This is a genomic window from Thalassospira lucentensis MCCC 1A00383 = DSM 14000 (genome assembly GCF_000421265.1).
Classification (GTDB): Bacteria; Pseudomonadota; Alphaproteobacteria; order Rhodospirillales; family Thalassospiraceae; genus Thalassospira; species Thalassospira lucentensis.
The window spans coordinates 141,092-159,271 of record NZ_ATWN01000005.1; the positions used below are offsets into that span (position 1 = coordinate 141,092).

Genomic DNA, 18,180 nt, shown 5'->3' on the forward strand with positions numbered 1-18,180 from the left:
CGATCGTGTCGGCTGTTGTTTTGCTGCTTTTACACCGCGTCTGGTTAGCACCCTGTTAACCCCGGATCATCACCACCCCATGCAGGCGAAAAAATCCTTATCCTGCTTCCGCTTGACGTGGCCGCAGGTGCGTTTATTCTCTGGCGACCTTGAATATGCATAGGCCTTTCCCGCGATGTATCTCCTCATCGACAATTACGACAGCTTTACCTTCAATTTGTGGCATTACCTGCGCGAACTCGGCCCCGAGGTCGAAGTGCGCCGTAATGACGAAATCACGGTTGATGAGGCTCTTGCACTGAACCCCGAAGGCATTGTGATATCACCCGGCCCCTGTGATCCGGAACGGGCTGGTATTTGCCTTGATCTTATCAAGGCGGCCGCGGGTAAGGTCAAACTTCTGGGCGTGTGCCTTGGCCATCAATCCATTGGTCAGGCCTTTGGCGGCAAGGTCATCCGTGCACCAAACTGCATGCATGGTAAAACCGATGCAATGAACCACGACGCGGCAAGTGTGTTTGACGGGCTGCCCAGTCCGTTTACAGCAACACGGTATCATTCTTTGGTCATCGAACGCGACACCCTGCCCGATTGCCTTGAAATTACCGCCGAAAGCGAAGATGGTCTGATCATGGGGGTGCGTCATAAAACCCATCAAATTCATGGCGTTCAGTTCCACCCCGAAAGCATCGCGTCAGAACATGGCCACGCATTATTAAAGAATTTTATCGATTTTACCGGCGCATGACCCTGCACCGGACCGCAAACCGAGGACACCTGTATGTCGACTGACTATGATCTCAAGGCCATCTTGGCCGAAGTCGCAACTGGCGAAAAGCTGAACGAAAAACAGGCCGAACAGGCCTTTAACGTTCTGATGTCGGGTCAGGCTACCCCATCACAGATGGGCGCGTTCCTGATGGGCTTGCGCCTTCGCGGCGAAACGGTCGATGAAATCACCGGGGCCGCGCGTGTCATGCGCGCCAAGGCGACCGGGATTATTGCACCTGAAAACGCGGTTGATACCTGCGGCACCGGTGGCGATGGCAGCGGAACCTATAACATTTCAACCGCAGCCGCGATTGTCGCCGCAGCCGCTGGTGCGACCGTTGCCAAACATGGTAACCGGGCGGCATCCTCCAAATCGGGATCAGCGGACGTTCTGATGGCGCTTGGTGTTAATCTTGATGCCGACATGGCGCTTCTGGAAAAGGCGCTTAAAAACATCAATCTGTGTTTCATGATGGCGACCCGTCACCATTCGGCCATGCGCCACGTCATGCCAACCCGGGTTGAGATGGGCACACGCACCATCTTTAACCTTCTGGGCCCACTTGCCAACCCGGCCAAGACAAAACGTCAGGTTCTCGGCGTTTTTGCCCGTGAATGGGTCGAGCCGATTGCCAACGTTTTGAACCGTTTGGGATCGGTGCATGCATGGGTTGTTCATGGTCATGACGGGCTTGATGAAATCTCGACCACCGGACCGACTTTTGGTGCCGAAGTCAAAAATGGCAAGGTCACAACCTTTGAAATCAGCCCCGGTGACTATGGTATTGAAACCGTGACCCTTGATGCGCTTAAGGGTGGCGATGCGGATGTGAATGCCAAAGCCATTCTTGACCTTCTGGCCGGTCAGAAAAGTGCCTATCGCGATATCGTTTTGATGAATGCCGGTGCCGCCCTTGTGGTCACCGATATCGCAAGCGACCTTGCAGACGGCATTAAAAAGGCCGCCGACGCCATTGATAGCGGCAAGGCTGCAGAAACGCTGCAAGGCCTTGTTACGATCACCAACGAAGGAAACGCGGCGTGAGCGACGTACTGACCAAAATATGTGACGACAAACGCGATCACGTTGCAGCGTGCAAGGCGCGCACGACGCTTGGTTCCCTTGAAGCTGCGGCCAATGAACAATCTGCACCACGTGGGTTTATCACGGCCCTTGAGACGTCGGTGGCCGATGGTCGCTATGGCCTGATTGCCGAAATCAAGAAGGCCTCCCCGTCAAAGGGACTTATTCGCGCCGATTTCAATCCGCCGGAACTGGCCAAGGCCTATCAGGCTGGCGGGGCGAGCTGCCTGTCGGTTTTGACCGATGTGCCGTATTTTCAGGGTGATGACAGCTATCTGGTCGCGGCCCGCGCCGCTGTGGACCTTCCGGCGCTTCGTAAGGATTTCATGATTGATCCCTATCAGGTCACCGAGGCGCGTGCACTGGGTGCCGATTGCATTTTGCTGATTATGGCGGCTCTTGAAGATGCTCAGGCGGCTGAGCTTGAAGATGCAGCCCGTGCGCTTGGCATGGATGTTCTGATCGAGGTCCATAACGCCCCGGAACTTGAACGGGCGTTAAAACTGAAATCGCGCCTGATCGGGGTTAACAACCGCAACCTCAAAACCATGGAAACGTCGCTGACCACCACCGAAGAACTGGCCGCCATGGTTGATGAGGACCGTTTGCTGGTCGCCGAAAGTGGCCTGTTCACCCCAGATGATCTGTCGCGCATGGCAAAGGTCGGCGCGCAATGCTTCCTGATTGGCGAAAGCCTGATGCGTCAGGACGACGTTGCCACGGCCACCCGCACGCTACTTGGCCTTGCGGCCTGATTGGGATCGGACAGTTTTATGGCAGACAAACTTTCCCATATTGATGCTGGCGGTAACGCGGTGATGGTTGATATTTCGGCCAAGGCCGAGACTGCCCGCATTGCCGTTGCCAAGGCCCGCGTTTTAATGTCTGCCGAGACATATGCGCTGATCGCAAATCACGGCCATAAAAAGGGTGATGTTCTTGCCATTGCCCAATTGGCCGGGATTATGGGGGCCAAGAAAACCCCGGACCTGATCCCGCTGTGTCATCCCCTGCCGCTGACATCGGTGACGGTTGATCTTGAACTGGTTGACGGTGTTGATGCGGTTGATATTACCGCCACCTGCAAAACCACGGGCAAAACCGGGGTCGAGATGGAGGCATTGACTGCGGCCTCTGTTGCGGCGCTAACGGTGTTTGACATGTGCAAGGCGGTGGATAAGGGCATGCAGATTACCGACCTGCGGGTGACCCGAAAAGAAGGTGGCAAATCAGGCACTTTCGTCGCGGATTGATCCCCTGTTCGATTATTCACATATTTTGAATAATACCGGCGATTAAACACATTTGATGTAAAATCGTATCGATGCGCTTGACCTGTAAAAAGAACTAAAGTAGAACATCTATGTATTCTTTTTGTTCTTGTTACAGGTTCGGAAAATATCATGCTGACGCGCAAGCAATATGAATTGCTGGTCTATATCGACAATTACCTTCGCGATCGCGGTATCTCGCCCTCTTTCGATGAAATGAAGGAGGCACTGGACCTTAAATCCAAATCGGGCATTCATCGCCTGATTACCGGGCTTGAGGAACGCGGTTTTATCCGCCGCCTTGCCCATCGCGCGCGTGCGCTTGAGGTCTTGCGCCTGCCGGAAAACAGCGATGATGATGCGCCCGAGACCCCGAACAATGTGACATCGCTTGCCAGTGCGCGCAAAACCCCGCATCGGCCGACAACGGTTCCGACGGCCTTTTCTGACAACAGTGACGCCATTTCGCTGCCGCTGTATGGCCGGATTGCTGCGGGTACCCCGATTGAGGCGCTACGCGATCAAAGCACAATGGTTCAGGTTCCCGCCGCCCTTCTGGGGGCTGGTGATCACTATGCGCTTGAGGTATCAGGCGATTCCATGATTGAGGCCGGGATTCTTGATGGCGATACCGTGCTGATCCAGCGGTGCGAGCAGGCCCATGACGGCACCATCGTCGTTGCCTTGGTCGATGACAGTGAAGCGACCCTGAAGCGCCTTAAACGCGGCCGCGGTGAAGTCATGCTTGAACCAGCCAACGCGCGTTATGAGACCCGATCATTGTCACCGGACCGGGTTCGCATTCAGGGACGCCTGGTGGGGCTTTTGCGCCAGTACTAAGGCAAGCCAGACTAAGCCCTGCCCCATACATACACCCATTTTTGTTTCGCCCGGCTTTGATGAAGGCCGGGCGAAATTCATTTGTATGATGATTACTTTTTTGGTGGTTTCGTGCTGTTTGTTACTGGCTGTTTTGCCGGTTCCGGTGCAGATCAGCGCGCAATCCTGCCGCCAATCACAATCCAAGGCCAGCCGCCGGTTTCGGTTCGAACCGATCTCACCGGGTTTTCATGATTGTCGGGATCGATGGTGACACCGCCCTGCCACCACAACACATCATCATCGACCAGAATGTCAGCCCCTGCTGCGCGGCATTGGGTTTGGGGCAGATCACTTTTGAGATCGACCACGATATCGGCATTGCGACAGGCATAGAACGGGTTGGCGAATGTGTTGGCGATCACGATGGTCTTTTGCCCATCACCGCCCATTACGTCACCCCCCATTACATCACTGCCCATCACAACACGGCACGGATCATTGGCACATGTTTGCAGATGCCGGTCTTCATTTTCAGGACGCAGCCCAAACCGCGCCATCCATAGGGATTTTTGAAATGAAGACAGTTTTTGCGGGATGTGGAGAACCTGTTGGTCGCGATCAAACACCGCCCAGCTTTCCCTGTCCCCGGAAATCAGAATATCGGGGGAATGATGGCGCGATTGAATGATTATCCCCGCGATCAGTATCGGGATCACAGGTAACACCAACCAGCGACCCCGCCAGATCACGCACCATGTTAGCGCTAACATCGCGCAAGATACCGCCACAGCATCAAGGCCCGCAACGTACCATAATCCCCATTCGACACTGCCCAACCCGGATGCAGTATCAAGCAAGACGGTCAAACCAGGCTGCATCAACCACAGTACGGGGTACTCCAAGCCAAAGGGCATTAGGGCAAGGGCGGCGACAATCAATGGCATGATCCAAAACGCCATTACCGGTATGGCAATCAGGTTTGCCACCACGCCCAAGGCCGATATCCTGCCGAAGTGATAGCCAATGATCGGGGCCGTCACAGCGGTAACAATGATGCCCGTAATGACAAGCCCCACCAGATAGACCATCGCGCGTTCAAACCATGGCCGGGCTCCCTGCCCGTCAAGCCAACGCCGTCCCGGTCCATCATAAAAGGCAACCAGCGCGCCGACAGCGGCAAAGGAAAGCTGAAAACTTGCGCCCAAAACCACATCAGGTCGCAAGAGCAAAACAATCACCGCAGCCACCCCGACCAGACGCAGCGAAATGGCGCGTCGATCCAGTAGCAAGGCAACCCAAACCACAAGCAGCATGACATATGCCCGCTGGGTCGGAACGGTTGCGCCGGATAATCCAAGATAGACCAGCCCGGCCACCATCGCACCAACTGCGGCCCATTTCTTAATCGGATAACGCAAGGCAATCGTTGGGGCTGCCGCCAAGCCCAAGCGGATCAGGAAAAATACCGTTCCACACAGAAGCCCCATATGCAGGCCTGATATTGCCAAAAGATGGGCAAGTCCGGATTTTCGCAAATCTTCGGCAATATCGGGCCGGACATCACCACGTTCCCCAATGATCAGGGCCTTGGCAATTCCGGCTTCCGGAGGGCGCATACCATCGTCAATCCTGCGTGATACGTTTTGTCGCAAAACTTCGAAATAACTTAATAATGAACTGATTTCATTAGACTTATCACCTTGGGATCGAGACACTTCGAATTGACGACCAAAGGCAAAACCGGTTGCGCCGATATCACTAAAGTAAAGGTTGCGGGCAAAATCGGGATCACCGGGCACGGACGGCGGGCGCAATGGAAACAGGCGGGCCTTGGCCGATATCTGATCGCCAATCGCAAGATCGCTATCGCCCAGAAAACTGATCCGCACTTTCCAATCAAAGTTATCCTGATCCAAACCATCAATATGCGTCGGATCAATGGTTGCCCGCAATCGGCTTCCACGCGGTTCAAGGCCAGAAACCACGCCGGTCACTGTGGTTGAATACAACGTCCGCGTCAGAAGGTTCGCCGGCCCGGCCTGGGTATGAAGGGCAGCGATCAAAAGTCCGGCGACAAGACACGCCAAAGATTGCAGGACAAACGCCACCATGGCCCGGCGGCGGGACCGCCAAAATCCGCACAACAAAAGAATCAAAGCCAAAGCGGCCTGATGCGGCCAGATACGCGCAGGAAGGCAAAAATACAGCGCGCATCCCAACCCAAAGAAGAGAACAGATGACAGGAACCATTTATTTCTTTGATGTGCGACAGCGGATGCAATCTGTGAAGTTATCCCCACAAGATATTGTTTTTTCAACATTCCACTGAAGTGTCTTCGACGAATGTCCAATAGCCTACCCGACGGTTAGTTTCTATCTAACATCGGCTGTGGTGCAACAGCGTGTCATTTGTGCTATAGCCTGCACGCCAAAAGTCCTTGCGACAAGCGACAACATCCAAATAACGGATATATTGAATGACGGTTGTTACCCGTTTTGCCCCGTCCCCGACCGGGTTCTTACACATCGGCGGCGCACGTACCGCCCTTTATAACTGGCTTTATGCCAAACATACTGGCGGCAAGTTCTTGCTGCGTATCGAAGACACTGACCGCGAACGTTCAACTCCTGAAGCTGTCGACGCTATTTTTGACGGGTTGAACTGGCTGGGCCTGACCGCCGACGAAGAGCCGACTTTCCAGTTTGCCCGTCGCGACCGCCATGCCGAGGTTGCCCAATCCCTTCTGGATGCAGGCAAGGCATATTATTGCTATTGCTCGCCCGAAGAACTGACCATCATGCGCGAAAAAGCACGCGCAGAAGGCCGTCCGATGAAGTACGACGGCACGTGGCGTGACCGCGGTGCGTCTGACGCCCCCGAGGGCATCAAACCTGTCGTGCGGCTTAAATCGCCACAAGAAGGCGATGCGGAGATCAATGATCAGGTGCAGGGCGAAGTCCGGGTCGGCAATGAGCAGCTTGATGATTACGTCATTCTGCGCGGTGACGGCACGCCGACCTATATGCTTTCGGTTGTTGTCGATGACCATGACATGGGTGTCACCAATGTCATTCGCGGCGATGATCATCTGACCAACGCATTCCGCCAGAAAGCTTTGTATGACGCACTGGGTTGGGATGTTCCAACATTTGCCCATATTCCGCTTATTCATGGCCCGGACGGTGCAAAACTTTCCAAACGTCATGGCGCGTTAGGTGTTGATTCCTATCGCGATGAAATGGGCTTCCTGCCTGAAGCGGTAAACAACTATCTGCTGCGCCTTGGCTGGGGTCACGGTGATGATGAAGTTATCTCCCAGGAGCAGGCAATTGAGTGGTTTGACATCACCGATGTCGGTAAGGGTGCGGCGCGATTTGACTTCGCGAAGCTGACAAACCTGAATGGCATCTACATGCGCCAGGCAGATGACAAGAGGCTAGTAGACGAGATTTCCCAACGGGTTGCGACCCTGATTGGAAGCGATGCAATTGATGCAGCGCAAAAAGAAATCTTGATCAATGGCATGTCAGGCCTTAAAGAAAGGGCTAAGACACTCATCGAGCTCGCCTGCTCTTCGGCCTTCTACGTTACGGATGGCGTTACGTCATTTAACGAGAAAGCTCAGTCCCTCATTGATAGTGCACCCGAAGGTCTGTTTGCAGAACTGGCCAACAGTCTCGAAGCGCTTGATAGCTGGACCGAAGAGAACGTTGACGCAAGTGTCCGCGAAACTGCCGAAAAACTAGATCTTAAACTCGGTAAAGTCGCGCAACCCTTGCGGGCGGTGCTCACAGGTTCCAATTCTTCACCAGGCATCTTCGACGTAATGATCGTGCTTGGCAAAGAGCAAACGCTGAAACGCATCCGACATTTCGATGCATAACAACAGCGAATAACGAAAAAGTTAATAGTCTGTTTGCGCTTGGTGCGCCGCAGCATTATGCTGCATTCAACTTGAAACCGTGTTCGTTCAAACAGGGAAGGAAAAATAGTCATGGCTGATAATTCCAAGACTTCCCACACCGTAACCTTGACCGACAACGCCACAGGCAAGTCGATCGAGATGCCGGTGCTTAAGGGTAGCGTAGGACCGGATGTTATCGACATTCGTAAACTCTATGCTGAAACTGGATTTTTCACATACGATCCTGGCTTTACGTCAACCGGCTCCTGCCAGTCCGAGCTAACCTATATTGATGGCGATGTGGGTATCCTGCGCCATCGTGGGTATGCGATTGACGATCTTGCAGAAGATTCAGACTTCCTGGAAGTTTGCCATCTGCTGATTTATGGCGAGTTGCCAAACGCCACCGAAAAGAAACAGTTCGAAACCGACATCACCCTGCACACCATGGTGCATGAACAGATGCGCAATTTCTATAACGGCTTCCGCCGCGATGCGCATCCGATGGCCATTATGGTTGGTGTTATTGGCGCGATGTCTGCTTTCTATCATGACAGCACCGACATCAATGACCCGCAGCAGCGTCTGATTTCGGCATATCGCCTGATTGCGAAAATGCCGACCATCGCAGCGATGGCGTATAAATATTCGATCGGTCAGCCGTTCCGTTATCCGAACAACAAACTCGGTTATGCGGAAAACTTCCTGCAGATGATGTTTGGCAACCCGTGCGAAGAGTATGTTGTTAATCCTGTTCTGGCCAAAGCAATGGATCGTATCCTGATCCTCCATGCCGACCATGAGCAGAATGCATCGACCTCAACCGTACGTCTTGCCGGTTCTTCGGGTGCAAATCCGTTTGCATGTATTGCTGCTGGTATCGCGTCCCTTTGGGGGCCGGCACATGGTGGTGCGAACGAAGCCGTTCTTAAAATGCTCAACGAAATCGGCGATGTGAAAAACATCCCGGAATATGTTGCAAAAGCAAAAGACAAGAACGATCCGTTCCGCCTGATGGGCTTTGGTCACCGCGTTTACAAAAACTACGATCCGCGCGCCAAAGTCATGCAGGAAACCTGCCACGAAGTTCTCAAAGAACTCAACGTCAGCGATCCGTTGCTTGACGTTGCACAGGAACTTGAACGTATTGCACGTGAAGACGAGTACTTCATCGAGAAGAAACTCTATCCGAACGTCGATTTCTACTCGGGCATCATCTTCAAGGCGATGGGCATTCCGGTCAGCATGTTTACCGTGCTGTTCGCGGTTGCACGTACCGTCGGCTGGATCGCCCAGTGGAAAGAAATGATCGAAGATCCTTCGCAGAAAATCGGTCGTCCGCGTCAGCTGTTTACCGGCGTCGCAGAACGTCCGTTTATTCCGGTCGACAAGCGTTAATTCGCGGCGATCCTGTAAGCGATCTGAACAAAAAGAAAGGCCCGGAGTTTTCCGGGCCTTTCTTGCATCTAAAGTATGAAACTACGGTGTTTTACCAGCTTCCGGTGTTTTCCATGCTGGCCCATGGTTCAGCTGATTTGAGGTTTTCACCCTTTTGCAGGAACTCGATGGAAATGCCATCAGGGGAACGTACAAATGCCATCCGGCCATCGCGGGGCGGACGATTAATGGTCACACCGGCATCCATCAGTTTCTGACAGAGCGCATAGACGTCATCAACTTCATAGGCCAGATGGCCAAAGTTGCGACCGCCTGAATAGCTTTCCGGATCCCAGTTGTAGGTCAGTTCAAGTTCCGGTGCCTTGGTTGCCTTGGCACTGTCAACGTCAGCGGGCGGCGCGAGATAAATCAGGGTAAAACGCCCCTGCTCGCTTTCGATGCGGCGGGTTTCGCTCATGCCGAGCAGGTCACAATAAAATTTCAGCGAATCATCGATATTTTCGACACGCACCATCGTGTGCAAATAACGCATAACAATGTCTCCGTCATGAAGTGATCAATGACGTGAAACTATGCGTTATCAGGCGATAACACCACCCTGCGTCGACTATTTTTTGGCGATGATTTTCAAAACCTGCTCGGCGGCCTTTTCACTTGGCGCACGCCCGCCAAACCCCAGCAGGTGACAGGCTTCGTCAAAGCCGTCCTTCTGCTCCTGACGGATCGGACTGTCCCCGAGCAAGCCATCAAGTATTGGTGTAATATTGCCCGGCTGACACTTATCTTGCAGGAATTCCGGGATCAGCTTACGCCTCAGCACCAAATTGACGATGGTTACCGTATCAATCTTGATCAGGCGTTTGGCAATCCAGCCGGTTATTGCGTTCACCTGATAGGCAATCACATGGGGCACACCGGAAATGGCAAGCTCCAGCGATACCGTGCCCGATGCGGCCAAGGCGCAGTACGCGGCGGCAAACGCATCGTGACGTTCCTGATCGGTTGAAACAACGATGGGTGACAGTGGCCAATCGTTCATTTCTGCAGTGACCACATCAGCGACCTTGGCTACGGTTGGCACAACGATGCGTGTATCAGGATATTTGGCCGCAATGTCCGTGATCACGGTTTTAAACACAGGTAACAGACGTTTGACTTCTGAATTGCGGCTGCCGGGTAAAACAGCGAGCAGCTTTGTCTTGTCGCTCAGACCATGCTTGGCCCGAAAACGATCTGCATCCCCATCGTGACGCTCTTCGACGGCTGAGTGGCCAATAAAGGTGGTTGGCAGGCCTTCTTTTTCGAAATAGGGCGGTTCAAACGGCAGAAGAGCCAAAAGGTGATCAAGGAAACCGGCAATTTTGCGCGCGCGCCCTTCGCGCCATGCCCAGACAGAGGGTGCTACATAATGGACAAGCGGTATGCCCTTGCCCTTTAACTTCTTACCAACACGAAAACTGAAATCGGGGGCATCAATTGTCACCACGACATCGGGTTGTTCGGTTTGGGCAAATTTAGCGGTCTGTGAAATACGTTTGAGAAGATGCGGGATGTGCGGCACGACTTCCGTCAGGCCCATGACCGACATTTCATTCATCGGAAACAGGCTGCTTAAGCCTTCGCGTTCCATGCGCGGGCCACCAACGCCGATAAAGCGCGCATCGGGTGCCTGTGCCTTGATGGCAGCCATCAAACGCCCGCCCAACTGATCGCCAGATGCTTCACCGGCAACAAGCATAATCTTAGGGCCGTTAGAAACGGACTGAGTGGTCATTGATTATCTTCCGCGCGCAAACCAACGACAAACATCCCAAGGGCATCAGCACGGGCCAAAACCGCCTCACGGTCAATGATCATGGTCCCACCGGCAAGAAGTGCGATGCCACGCAGGCCTGCCTTATGAGATTCTTCAATGGTTCTTAGTCCAATGGCCGGCAGATCAAGGCGCTTGTCCTGTTGCGGCTTGGCCGATTTCACCAGAACACCACCGACGCCTTCGCGTTTATACAGCGCAGACCGGCGGAGCATTTCATCGGTGCCCTCAATCGCCTCAAGAGCCAGAACAAGTCCTTGTTGAACCACACAGCCCTGCCCGACATCGGCCTGACCAAGGATCCGGGCCACCGAAAGGCCGTGTTTGGCGTCGCTCATTGCCTGTTCATCTGGCTGAACTGTGCCAAGAACGCCTTCTTCGACTGCCAAATCGGTCAGGATTTCATGCGCCCCGATCAGCCGGAAACCTTCGCGTTCCAGTTCCTGACCAACAAGACGCAAGAGCCCATCGTCGCCCAGCGCCTTCAGACCGACTTTCATCAGAAGTTTGGTGGCGCGCCAATCAGGCCGCATGGCGGAAAAGCTTGGTCGTGCCACCTTGCCGGCCAACACAATATCAACGCAGTCCTCTGCGCGCATGGCTTCAAGGATTTTAGCCGCGGCACCAAGACGCAATGTGATTTGTGGGTAGCTTTCAAGCGTCGGGTCATTGGCATGACCATCAAGCATCACAACGAAAACAGCCCGCCCGGCAGCCTTGGCAGCAGCAGCCAAACGGGCCGGAAGCGCGCCGCCCCCCGCAATGATGCCCAATTTCGGCGGCGAATTATCCTGAGGAGCTGTCATATTTTGGTGTGCATACGGAACGCATGCTTTCTGCTTTCAGGAAGTCGATGATTTCCATCACCGGACCGAGGCCTTCGAAATCCTTGGAGACTTCTTCGACACGTTCGGCAAGCGTACCTTCCTGTGCGAACAGCAGGCGATAGGCTTTGCGCAGGGAATGGATCGTTTCACGATCAAATCCGCGCCGTTTCAGGCCAATGATGTTCAAACCGGAAAGATAGGCCCGGTTGCCAATCACCGATCCATACGGGATCACGTCGCTGTCAACACCGGTCATGCCGCCGATCATGGCGTGTTTGCCGATGCGGACAAACTGGTGAACGGCCGACAGCCCGCCAACAATGGCGAAATCCTCGACCAGGACATGGCCTGCCAAGGTTCCGTTATTGACCAGAATGCAATGGTTCCCGACATGACAATCGTGACCAACATGGGCCCCAGTCATCAAAAGGCAGTCATCGCCAATTGTGGTTTCCATCCCGCCGCCTTCGGTGCCGGGATTAAGGGTGGCACCCTCGCGGATTTTGGTACGGTTGCCAACAATCAGACGGCTTTGTTCGCCCTTGAACTTAAGGTCCTGCGGGGCATGACCGACAGACGCGAACGGATAGACTTCACATTCATCACCAAGGGTTGTCACGCCCGCCATTGCCACATGGCTGTGCAGTTTTACCCGGTCCCCCAAGACAACCTTCGGGCCGACCACGCAATAGGGCCCGATTTCGACATCCTGACCAATCTGCGCGCCATCTTCGACGACGGCGGTTGGATGCACTTTTGACATTATCAGTTATCCCGGATCATCGCGGCGATTGTGGCCTCGGCAACGACTTGCCCATCCACTTTGACTTGGCTTTCGAATTTCCAGACCGGACCACGGCTTTGTTTTTTGACCACGTGAATGTGCATGACGTCACCCGGCGTCACCGGTTTGCGGAAACGCGCACTGTCGATGCTCATGAAATAGACGAGTTTGCCTTCGGCACCCTCACCAAGAGTCTGCACGACAAGAATGGCCGCCGTTTGCGCCATGCTTTCGATAATCAGAACGCCCGGCATGATTGGTTGCTGCGGAAAATGACCGGTGAACTGCGGCTCGTTCATCGTGACGTTTTTGATGCCGGTCGCCGACTCACCCGGGGCAATATCGATTACTTTATCGATCAGCAAGAACGGGTAACGATGCGGAATCATTTCCATAATGCGCTGAATATCAACACTTAACAGTTCGGTCATGCGTATCGTCCTTATTTCTTTTTTCGTATCAGACGCGACAAGGCCACCGTCTGCTTATGATAGTCCATGACCGGGACAGCGGGGCTTCCGCCCACGGTCTCACCCGGTCCGATATTTTTCATGACACCTGATTGCGCAGCAACTTTGGCGCCATCACCGATTTCAAGGTGCCCGGTTATGCCAGCCTGACCGGCAAGAACAACAAAATTGCCAAGCTTGGTTGACCCCGAAATCCCGACCTGGGACACAATAACACAGCCCATGCCAAGTTCGACGTTATGGCCGATTTGCACCAGATTGTCGATACGACACCCGTTCCCGATCACGGTATCGGGCCCTGCCCCGCGGTCAATCGTTGCGTTTGCACCAACCTCGACATCGTTGCCGATGACAACGCGGCCAAGTTGGGGAACCTTTGCATGGCCTTGCGGGCCCATGGCAAAGCCAAAACCATCCTGACCGATACGTGCGCCGGGATAAATCAGGCACAGATTGCCAATCAGGCTGTGGCTGATGGTTGCACCAGCACCGACTTTGCAGCCCGAACCAATGACAACACCGTCGCCAATCACCGCGTTGGACGCAATGATCGTGCCGTCGCCAATTTCGCAATTGGCGCCGATGACCGCACAGGCATCAATTTGAACCCCGGTACCAAGCTTGGCCGTTGGATCAATCACCGCACGATCCGAAATAACGCCATTACCGGTTTCAAATGGATAATACGCTGTCGCGGCCTTAGCATAGGCGCGGTACGGATCATCGGTCGTAAAAAGCACCATGTTTTGGGGGGCGCGATCTGCAAATTCGGGGCGCACGAAACAGGCACCGGCATGACTTCCGACAAACGCATCAATGTATTTGCGATTGTCAAAGAAGCTCAGGATCGTGCTATCGGCGATTTGCAGCGGTGCGACATCATCAAAACGGCGTTCCGCGTCCGGTGCATTTACCGGGGTCGCACCAGTCAGATCAGCGATTTCTTTGATGCTGAACGGTCCTTTGCGATGAAAGAAACGCGGATCAGCCATTACGAGCCTTCCTTGAATTCAACCTGGATAGTTGGCAGTTGCGCATTCATGCGATTGAGGATTTCAGCCGATGCATTCATCCCCTTGGCATGGAGGATGACCTCACTTTTACGTAAAACCAAGGTTGATTTACGTTCTTCGGCCAGTGCAGCAACGATTTCAATCAGCTTTTTCTGAAAAGTTCCGTTGGCAACCGCACGTGCTTCATCAAGTACGCGGTTCCGTCCCTGTGCGAATTTCTGAAAATCGGCAACTTTCTGCTGAAAGGCCTTTTGCTTTTCCTGAAAGACATCGTTGGCAAGCAGGGTTCGCTGCTGAGCCATTTGTTTGTCTTCTTCACGCAGGGCCTGTTGGCGGGTTTCGATTTCCTGCTGATAGGCCTGCTGACGCTCTTTAAGCTGCTTATTGACGTCGCGCATTGCCGATGATTCACGCAAGATACCGTCGATATCGACGATCATGACGTTTGCAAGCGTCTCCGTCGATAACGCATCTTGCGCCCGAACTTCGGTCGACAAACCGATGCCCGAGATAACTGCAACAGCGAACGCGACGTTACGAATCGATTTCATAATGCTCATTTTAGAATCTGGTCCCGAAGTTAAGACGGAACACTTCCTCTTTGTCGTAATCTTCTTTCAAAACGGCCTGTGACAGATCGACACCAATCGGACCAAACGGCGATTCCCAACCAACGCCAACCCCGACAGATCCACGCAGTGAACCTTCGTCATAGATTTCGCCAGGCCGCGCACCGTCTACACCTTCGGACGAACCGAAGTCACTAAAGACGCGACCTTTCAGGGCAAACTCAGACGGCAGTCCAAGCGGGAAGTCCATTTGCACAGACCCCGTATAGTAGGTTTTTCCGCCAAGAGCATCGCCTGTGGCGATGTCTCGCGGTCCAACGCCAGCCGATTCAAACCCACGCAGGTTTGCACCACCCGTAAAGAAGCGCTGGGAGATGCGTGTGTCGTCCCCAATACCAAAGATGTACCCCGTCGACGCACGTGTCGAGAGCACCCACTCATTTTCACGATCCAGCGGATAATAATATCCACCTTCAATACGCGTGCGAAGATAGGTTTCATCGCCACCGAGCCCGGCGAAATCGTTCGACAGCCGTGCGAAATAACCTTCGGTGGGAGAATAAGAGCTATCACGTTTGTCATAGGTCAGTGTGTGACCGATCGAAGATTCAACGAATTCCGTTTCTTCCGCTAACAACAGTCGTGACGCTTCATTTTCGTTGATGTCAGAATATGAATTCTGTTCCAGACCGTAACGGAACGAATGTGACAATTCCTCTGAATATTTGAACCCGGCGCGCAGGCGACCACCCGTTTGCTCTTCGTCGTAAGAACTTTCGTCCTGATTGTCCTCTTCACGGCGATAAACATCAAAGCCAGCGGCGATTTCACGGTCCAGGAAATATGGCTCGGTAAAGGAAAGATCAACCTGTTGATCCGTCGATCCAAGCGTAAAGTTAAGACGCAAGTCCTGTCCTTTACCCAACAGATTACGTTCACGAATACCGAGCTGACCAAACGCACCGTTATCAGTACCGTACCCCGCCCCAATCGAGAATTCACCTGTCGATTTTTCTTCGACATCGACTTCAAGAACGGTCTGGTCAGGTGTTGTGCCCGGCAGGGTCTTGACGTCAACCGACTTGAAGAAGTTCAGGTTCTCGATACGTTGTTTAGACCGCTTCATTTTCGAACTGCTAAACGCATCGCCCTCGACAAGACGGAATTCACGCCGGATCACTTCATCAAGTGTTCGTACGTTCCCGACAACGTTAATACGCTCGACATAGACCTTTGGTCCTTCGGCAATGGTAAAGGTCACATCAATCGTGCCGTTTTCACGGTTACGCTGAACATTTGGCCGAATATCAATGAAGGCATAGCCCTGATCGCCAACCTGGGTGGTCAAAACTTCAATGGCGTCATCGACCATATCGGCATTGTACCATTCGCCAGCCTCGATTTCGATCAGTGGCACCAATGCTTCGGCATCAATTTTGTCAATCTGCGACACCACATTGATCGTGCCAAACTGGTAGCGGCTGCCTTCGCTGACGGTATATGTGATGAAGAAATCGGAGCGATCCGGCGTCAACTCCGCGACGGAAGACAGCACCTGAAAATCAGCGTAGCCCGCCGAAAGATAAAAACGACGCAGCAGTTCACGGTCAAACGTCACGCGGTCCGGATCATAATTGTCATCCGATGTCAGGATTTTCCACCAGGCACTTTCGGTTGTGCGAATGACTTCGAGAAGCTCACCATCGTCAAAGGCCTTATTGCCAACGAAGTTGACTTTCCGAATGCCCGTCGCTTCGCCTTCTTCAATCTCGAAAACCAGATCGACACGGTTTTGCTCAAGCTGGATGACCTTGGGTTCGACCGTCGCGGCAAACCGGCCATTACGGCGGTAAAGTTCAAGAATACGCTGCACGTCGGACTGAACCTTGGTACGCGTGTAAACCACACGCGGACGCAATTGAAGCTCGGTACTGAGCGTATCGTCTTTCAGGCGCTGATTACCTTCAAAGGCAATACGGTTAATGATCGGGTTTTCAACGACATTAACCAGAAGCACGCCTTGATTGAATGAAATCGATACATCGGCAAAAAGTCCTGTCGAAAACAGAGCTTTAAGGGAATCGTTAATTTTCTGTGCGTCGTAAGGATCGCCCGCTGCAACCGTCAGGTAGGCATCAACGGTCGCACTTTCGATACGATTGTTCCCATCCACCTTGATGTCGCGGATCACGCCCGAACTTTGAGCATATGCAACCGTGGACACAATCATTGGCGTCGTCGCGCCAAGCAAAGCCGCAAAAATTACGGCTGCTTTTACCCTACGCAGCAAGTTAACCCCCCTTTTGCCGTCATTCATTAGCCAGCAAGTCCTTTGAGGAAACTAAAGACGCCCAACTGCGTCAAATCGTTCCAGGTTGCGAAAATTATTAAGCTGAATACCAAACCCGCGCCAATACGGAAACCATATTCTTGTGCTTTTGTCCCCAATGGCTTACCGCGAATTGCCTCAATCGCATAAAACACCAGATGGCCCCCATCGAGAACCGGAACAGGCATCAGGTTAATCAACCCAAGGCTGATGGACAAATACCCCATAAAGAACAGCAAGGGACCAAAGCCACCTTCGGCGACTTCGCCAGACATTTGCGCAATGCGGATCGGCCCGCCCAATTCCGAACTGTCACGATCACCACTGATCATTTCGCCAATGGCCGAGAACGTTTGTGTTGTTAAGGTATAGAACGTCGTAAATGCCCGCCCCGCGGCATCAATCACACCATCCCGACTGGTTTCAAAAGCCCCGGCTGTAATACCAAGACGCCCGAACGTCTGCGTTCCATCGCCATCTTCGGGCGTTACAGCTTCCGGGGTGACAAGCAGGTCAAGCGGTGCATCGTTGCGAACAACCGACAAACGCAGTTCTTCGGCCGGATGAGCGCGGACAATTTCAGATAGATCGGAGAACCATTCGACCTGATCACCATCAATCGCGGTAATGCGGTCTTCGGCCAAAAGGCCGGCACTCGCGGCCGGGCTGTTGTCCATGACCTCGCCAACCACGGGCAAAGCGCGCTGTTGACCAACGGCAGCAAACAGGAAGGTGAAAACGACAATCGCAAACAGGAAGTTGGCAAGTGGGCCCGCAAAAACGATGGCAGCCCGTGCGGCAACACTTTTGTTATGGAACGCGAACTGTTTTTCGTCTTCGGCAAGGTCATCACGCTGCCCGGCACTTGCCGGGTTCATGTCGCCAAACATCTTCACATATCCGCCAAGCGGCAGAAGACTGACTTTCCAGCGGGTTCCTTTTTTATCAACCCAGCCAAACAGTTCCGGCCCGAAACCAATTGAAAAGGCTTCGACTTTTACGCCGTTTTTGATCGCAACCCAGTAGTGCCCGTACTCATGAACAAAAACGAGGACCGAGAGCACAAATAGAAAAGAAAGCAAGGTTTCCATCAAGACGTCCCTTATCCGGTAAAACCGGTGTTA

Annotated in this window: 17 protein-coding genes; 7 read left to right on the top strand and 10 right to left on the bottom strand. The window is 53.3% G+C overall.

The features are described from left to right. Positions 1-175 precede the first annotated feature (175 nt). The 5 genes from K355_RS0111800 to lexA all read left to right on the top strand — a co-directional run bounded on the left by K355_RS0111800 (position 176) and on the right by lexA (position 3,966). Entirely contained in the window at positions 176-748 is a 573-nt protein-coding gene (locus K355_RS0111800; RefSeq protein ID WP_022732350.1) for an anthranilate synthase component II, read from the top strand. 33 nt (positions 749-781) lie between these two features. Further along, positions 782-1,816, top strand: coding sequence for an anthranilate phosphoribosyltransferase (trpD, locus tag K355_RS0111805; protein ID WP_022732351.1), 1,035 nt, complete (start codon positions 782-784; stop codon positions 1,814-1,816). Continuing rightward, on the top strand, positions 1,813-2,610 hold the full coding sequence (gene trpC / locus K355_RS0111810) for an indole-3-glycerol phosphate synthase TrpC (RefSeq protein WP_022732352.1): 798 nt from the start codon (positions 1,813-1,815) through the stop codon (positions 2,608-2,610). Before trpD ends, trpC begins: the two co-directional genes overlap by 4 nt. Positions 2,611-2,628: 18 nt before the next feature. After that, positions 2,629-3,108 (top strand): cyclic pyranopterin monophosphate synthase MoaC, encoded by a 480-nt coding sequence (gene moaC, locus K355_RS0111815; protein ID WP_022732353.1) that lies wholly within the window; start codon positions 2,629-2,631, stop codon positions 3,106-3,108. A 150-nt stretch (positions 3,109-3,258) separates the two neighbouring features. Then, positions 3,259-3,966, top strand: coding sequence for a transcriptional repressor LexA (gene lexA / locus K355_RS0111820; RefSeq protein WP_022732354.1), 708 nt, complete (start codon positions 3,259-3,261; stop codon positions 3,964-3,966). A gap of 152 nt (positions 3,967-4,118) precedes the next feature. On the opposite strand, the gene K355_RS0111825 is transcribed toward lexA, so the two are convergent. Further along, positions 4,119-6,110, bottom strand: coding sequence for a ComEC/Rec2 family competence protein (locus K355_RS0111825; RefSeq protein WP_245562944.1), 1,992 nt, complete (start codon positions 6,108-6,110; stop codon positions 4,119-4,121). 315 nt (positions 6,111-6,425) lie between these two features. Between K355_RS0111825 and gltX the strand changes: the two genes are divergently transcribed. Beyond that, a complete protein-coding gene (gene gltX, locus K355_RS0111830; protein WP_022732356.1) occupies positions 6,426-7,832 on the top strand; it encodes a glutamate--tRNA ligase in 1,407 nt (468 codons plus the stop codon). A gap of 111 nt (positions 7,833-7,943) precedes the next feature. Continuing rightward, the gene (locus tag K355_RS0111835; RefSeq protein ID WP_022732357.1) at positions 7,944-9,251 is read left to right on the top strand and encodes a citrate synthase; all 1,308 of its coding nucleotides are present in this window, start codon (positions 7,944-7,946) and stop codon (positions 9,249-9,251) included. A gap of 91 nt (positions 9,252-9,342) precedes the next feature. Here the strand turns inward: K355_RS0111835 and K355_RS0111840 are convergent, their stop codons facing one another. The 9 genes from K355_RS0111840 to rseP form a co-directional block, all read right to left on the bottom strand. Continuing rightward, a complete protein-coding gene (locus tag K355_RS0111840) occupies positions 9,343-9,783 on the bottom strand; it encodes a VOC family protein (RefSeq protein WP_022732358.1) in 441 nt (146 codons plus the stop codon). Positions 9,784-9,858: 75 nt separating this feature from the next. Continuing rightward, positions 9,859-11,025, bottom strand: coding sequence for a lipid-A-disaccharide synthase (lpxB, locus tag K355_RS0111845; RefSeq protein ID WP_022732359.1), 1,167 nt, complete (start codon positions 11,023-11,025; stop codon positions 9,859-9,861). Continuing rightward, the gene (locus K355_RS0111850; RefSeq protein WP_028791555.1) at positions 11,022-11,870 is read right to left on the bottom strand and encodes an LpxI family protein; all 849 of its coding nucleotides are present in this window, start codon (positions 11,868-11,870) and stop codon (positions 11,022-11,024) included. Before K355_RS0111850 ends, lpxB begins: the two co-directional genes overlap by 4 nt. Next, entirely contained in the window at positions 11,851-12,654 is an 804-nt protein-coding gene (gene lpxA, locus K355_RS0111855; RefSeq protein ID WP_022732361.1) for an acyl-ACP--UDP-N-acetylglucosamine O-acyltransferase, read from the bottom strand. The genes K355_RS0111850 and lpxA overlap by 20 nt, the downstream gene beginning before the upstream one ends. Positions 12,655-12,656: 2 nt before the next feature. Next, a complete protein-coding gene (gene fabZ / locus K355_RS0111860) occupies positions 12,657-13,106 on the bottom strand; it encodes a 3-hydroxyacyl-ACP dehydratase FabZ (protein ID WP_022732362.1) in 450 nt (149 codons plus the stop codon). A gap of 11 nt (positions 13,107-13,117) precedes the next feature. Then, on the bottom strand, positions 13,118-14,137 hold the full coding sequence (gene lpxD / locus K355_RS0111865) for a UDP-3-O-(3-hydroxymyristoyl)glucosamine N-acyltransferase (RefSeq protein WP_022732363.1): 1,020 nt from the start codon (positions 14,135-14,137) through the stop codon (positions 13,118-13,120). Continuing rightward, positions 14,137-14,718: an OmpH/Skp family outer membrane protein gene (locus K355_RS0111870; RefSeq protein ID WP_022732364.1), complete on the bottom strand. Its 582-nt coding sequence runs from the start codon at positions 14,716-14,718 to the stop codon at positions 14,137-14,139. Before K355_RS0111870 ends, lpxD begins: the two co-directional genes overlap by 1 nt. Before the next feature lies 1 nt (position 14,719). Next, positions 14,720-17,017, bottom strand: coding sequence for an outer membrane protein assembly factor BamA (gene bamA, locus K355_RS0111875; RefSeq protein ID WP_028791556.1), 2,298 nt, complete (start codon positions 17,015-17,017; stop codon positions 14,720-14,722). A 26-nt stretch (positions 17,018-17,043) separates the two neighbouring features. Then, positions 17,044-18,147 carry an RIP metalloprotease RseP gene (gene rseP, locus K355_RS0111880; RefSeq protein WP_022732366.1) on the bottom strand — a complete coding sequence of 368 codons (1,104 nt, stop codon included), beginning with the start codon at positions 18,145-18,147 and terminating at the stop codon, positions 17,044-17,046. Positions 18,148-18,180 lie beyond the last annotated feature (33 nt).

Excerpts from the sequence above, each read along its gene's own strand:
- K355_RS0111800 (WP_022732350.1), top strand. The coding sequence starts at position 176 with ATGTATCTCCTCATCGACAATTACGACAGCTTTACCTTCAATTTGTGG.
- trpD (WP_022732351.1), top strand. The coding sequence starts at position 782 with ATGTCGACTGACTATGATCTCAAGGCCATCTTGGCCGAAGTCGCAACT.
- moaC (WP_022732353.1), top strand. The coding sequence starts at position 2,629 with ATGGCAGACAAACTTTCCCATATTGATGCTGGCGGTAACGCGGTGATG.
- lexA (WP_022732354.1), top strand. The coding sequence starts at position 3,259 with ATGCTGACGCGCAAGCAATATGAATTGCTGGTCTATATCGACAATTAC.
- gltX (WP_022732356.1), top strand. The coding sequence starts at position 6,426 with ATGACGGTTGTTACCCGTTTTGCCCCGTCCCCGACCGGGTTCTTACAC.
- K355_RS0111835 (WP_022732357.1), top strand. The coding sequence starts at position 7,944 with ATGGCTGATAATTCCAAGACTTCCCACACCGTAACCTTGACCGACAAC.
- K355_RS0111840 (WP_022732358.1), bottom strand. The coding sequence starts at position 9,783 with ATGCGTTATTTGCACACGATGGTGCGTGTCGAAAATATCGATGATTCG.
- lpxB (WP_022732359.1), bottom strand. The coding sequence starts at position 11,025 with ATGACCACTCAGTCCGTTTCTAACGGCCCTAAGATTATGCTTGTTGCC.
- K355_RS0111850 (WP_028791555.1), bottom strand. The coding sequence starts at position 11,870 with ATGACAGCTCCTCAGGATAATTCGCCGCCGAAATTGGGCATCATTGCG.
- lpxA (WP_022732361.1), bottom strand. The coding sequence starts at position 12,654 with ATGTCAAAAGTGCATCCAACCGCCGTCGTCGAAGATGGCGCGCAGATT.
- fabZ (WP_022732362.1), bottom strand. The coding sequence starts at position 13,106 with ATGACCGAACTGTTAAGTGTTGATATTCAGCGCATTATGGAAATGATT.
- lpxD (WP_022732363.1), bottom strand. The coding sequence starts at position 14,137 with ATGGCTGATCCGCGTTTCTTTCATCGCAAAGGACCGTTCAGCATCAAA.
- K355_RS0111870 (WP_022732364.1), bottom strand. The coding sequence starts at position 14,718 with ATGAGCATTATGAAATCGATTCGTAACGTCGCGTTCGCTGTTGCAGTT.
- rseP (WP_022732366.1), bottom strand. The coding sequence starts at position 18,147 with ATGGAAACCTTGCTTTCTTTTCTATTTGTGCTCTCGGTCCTCGTTTTT.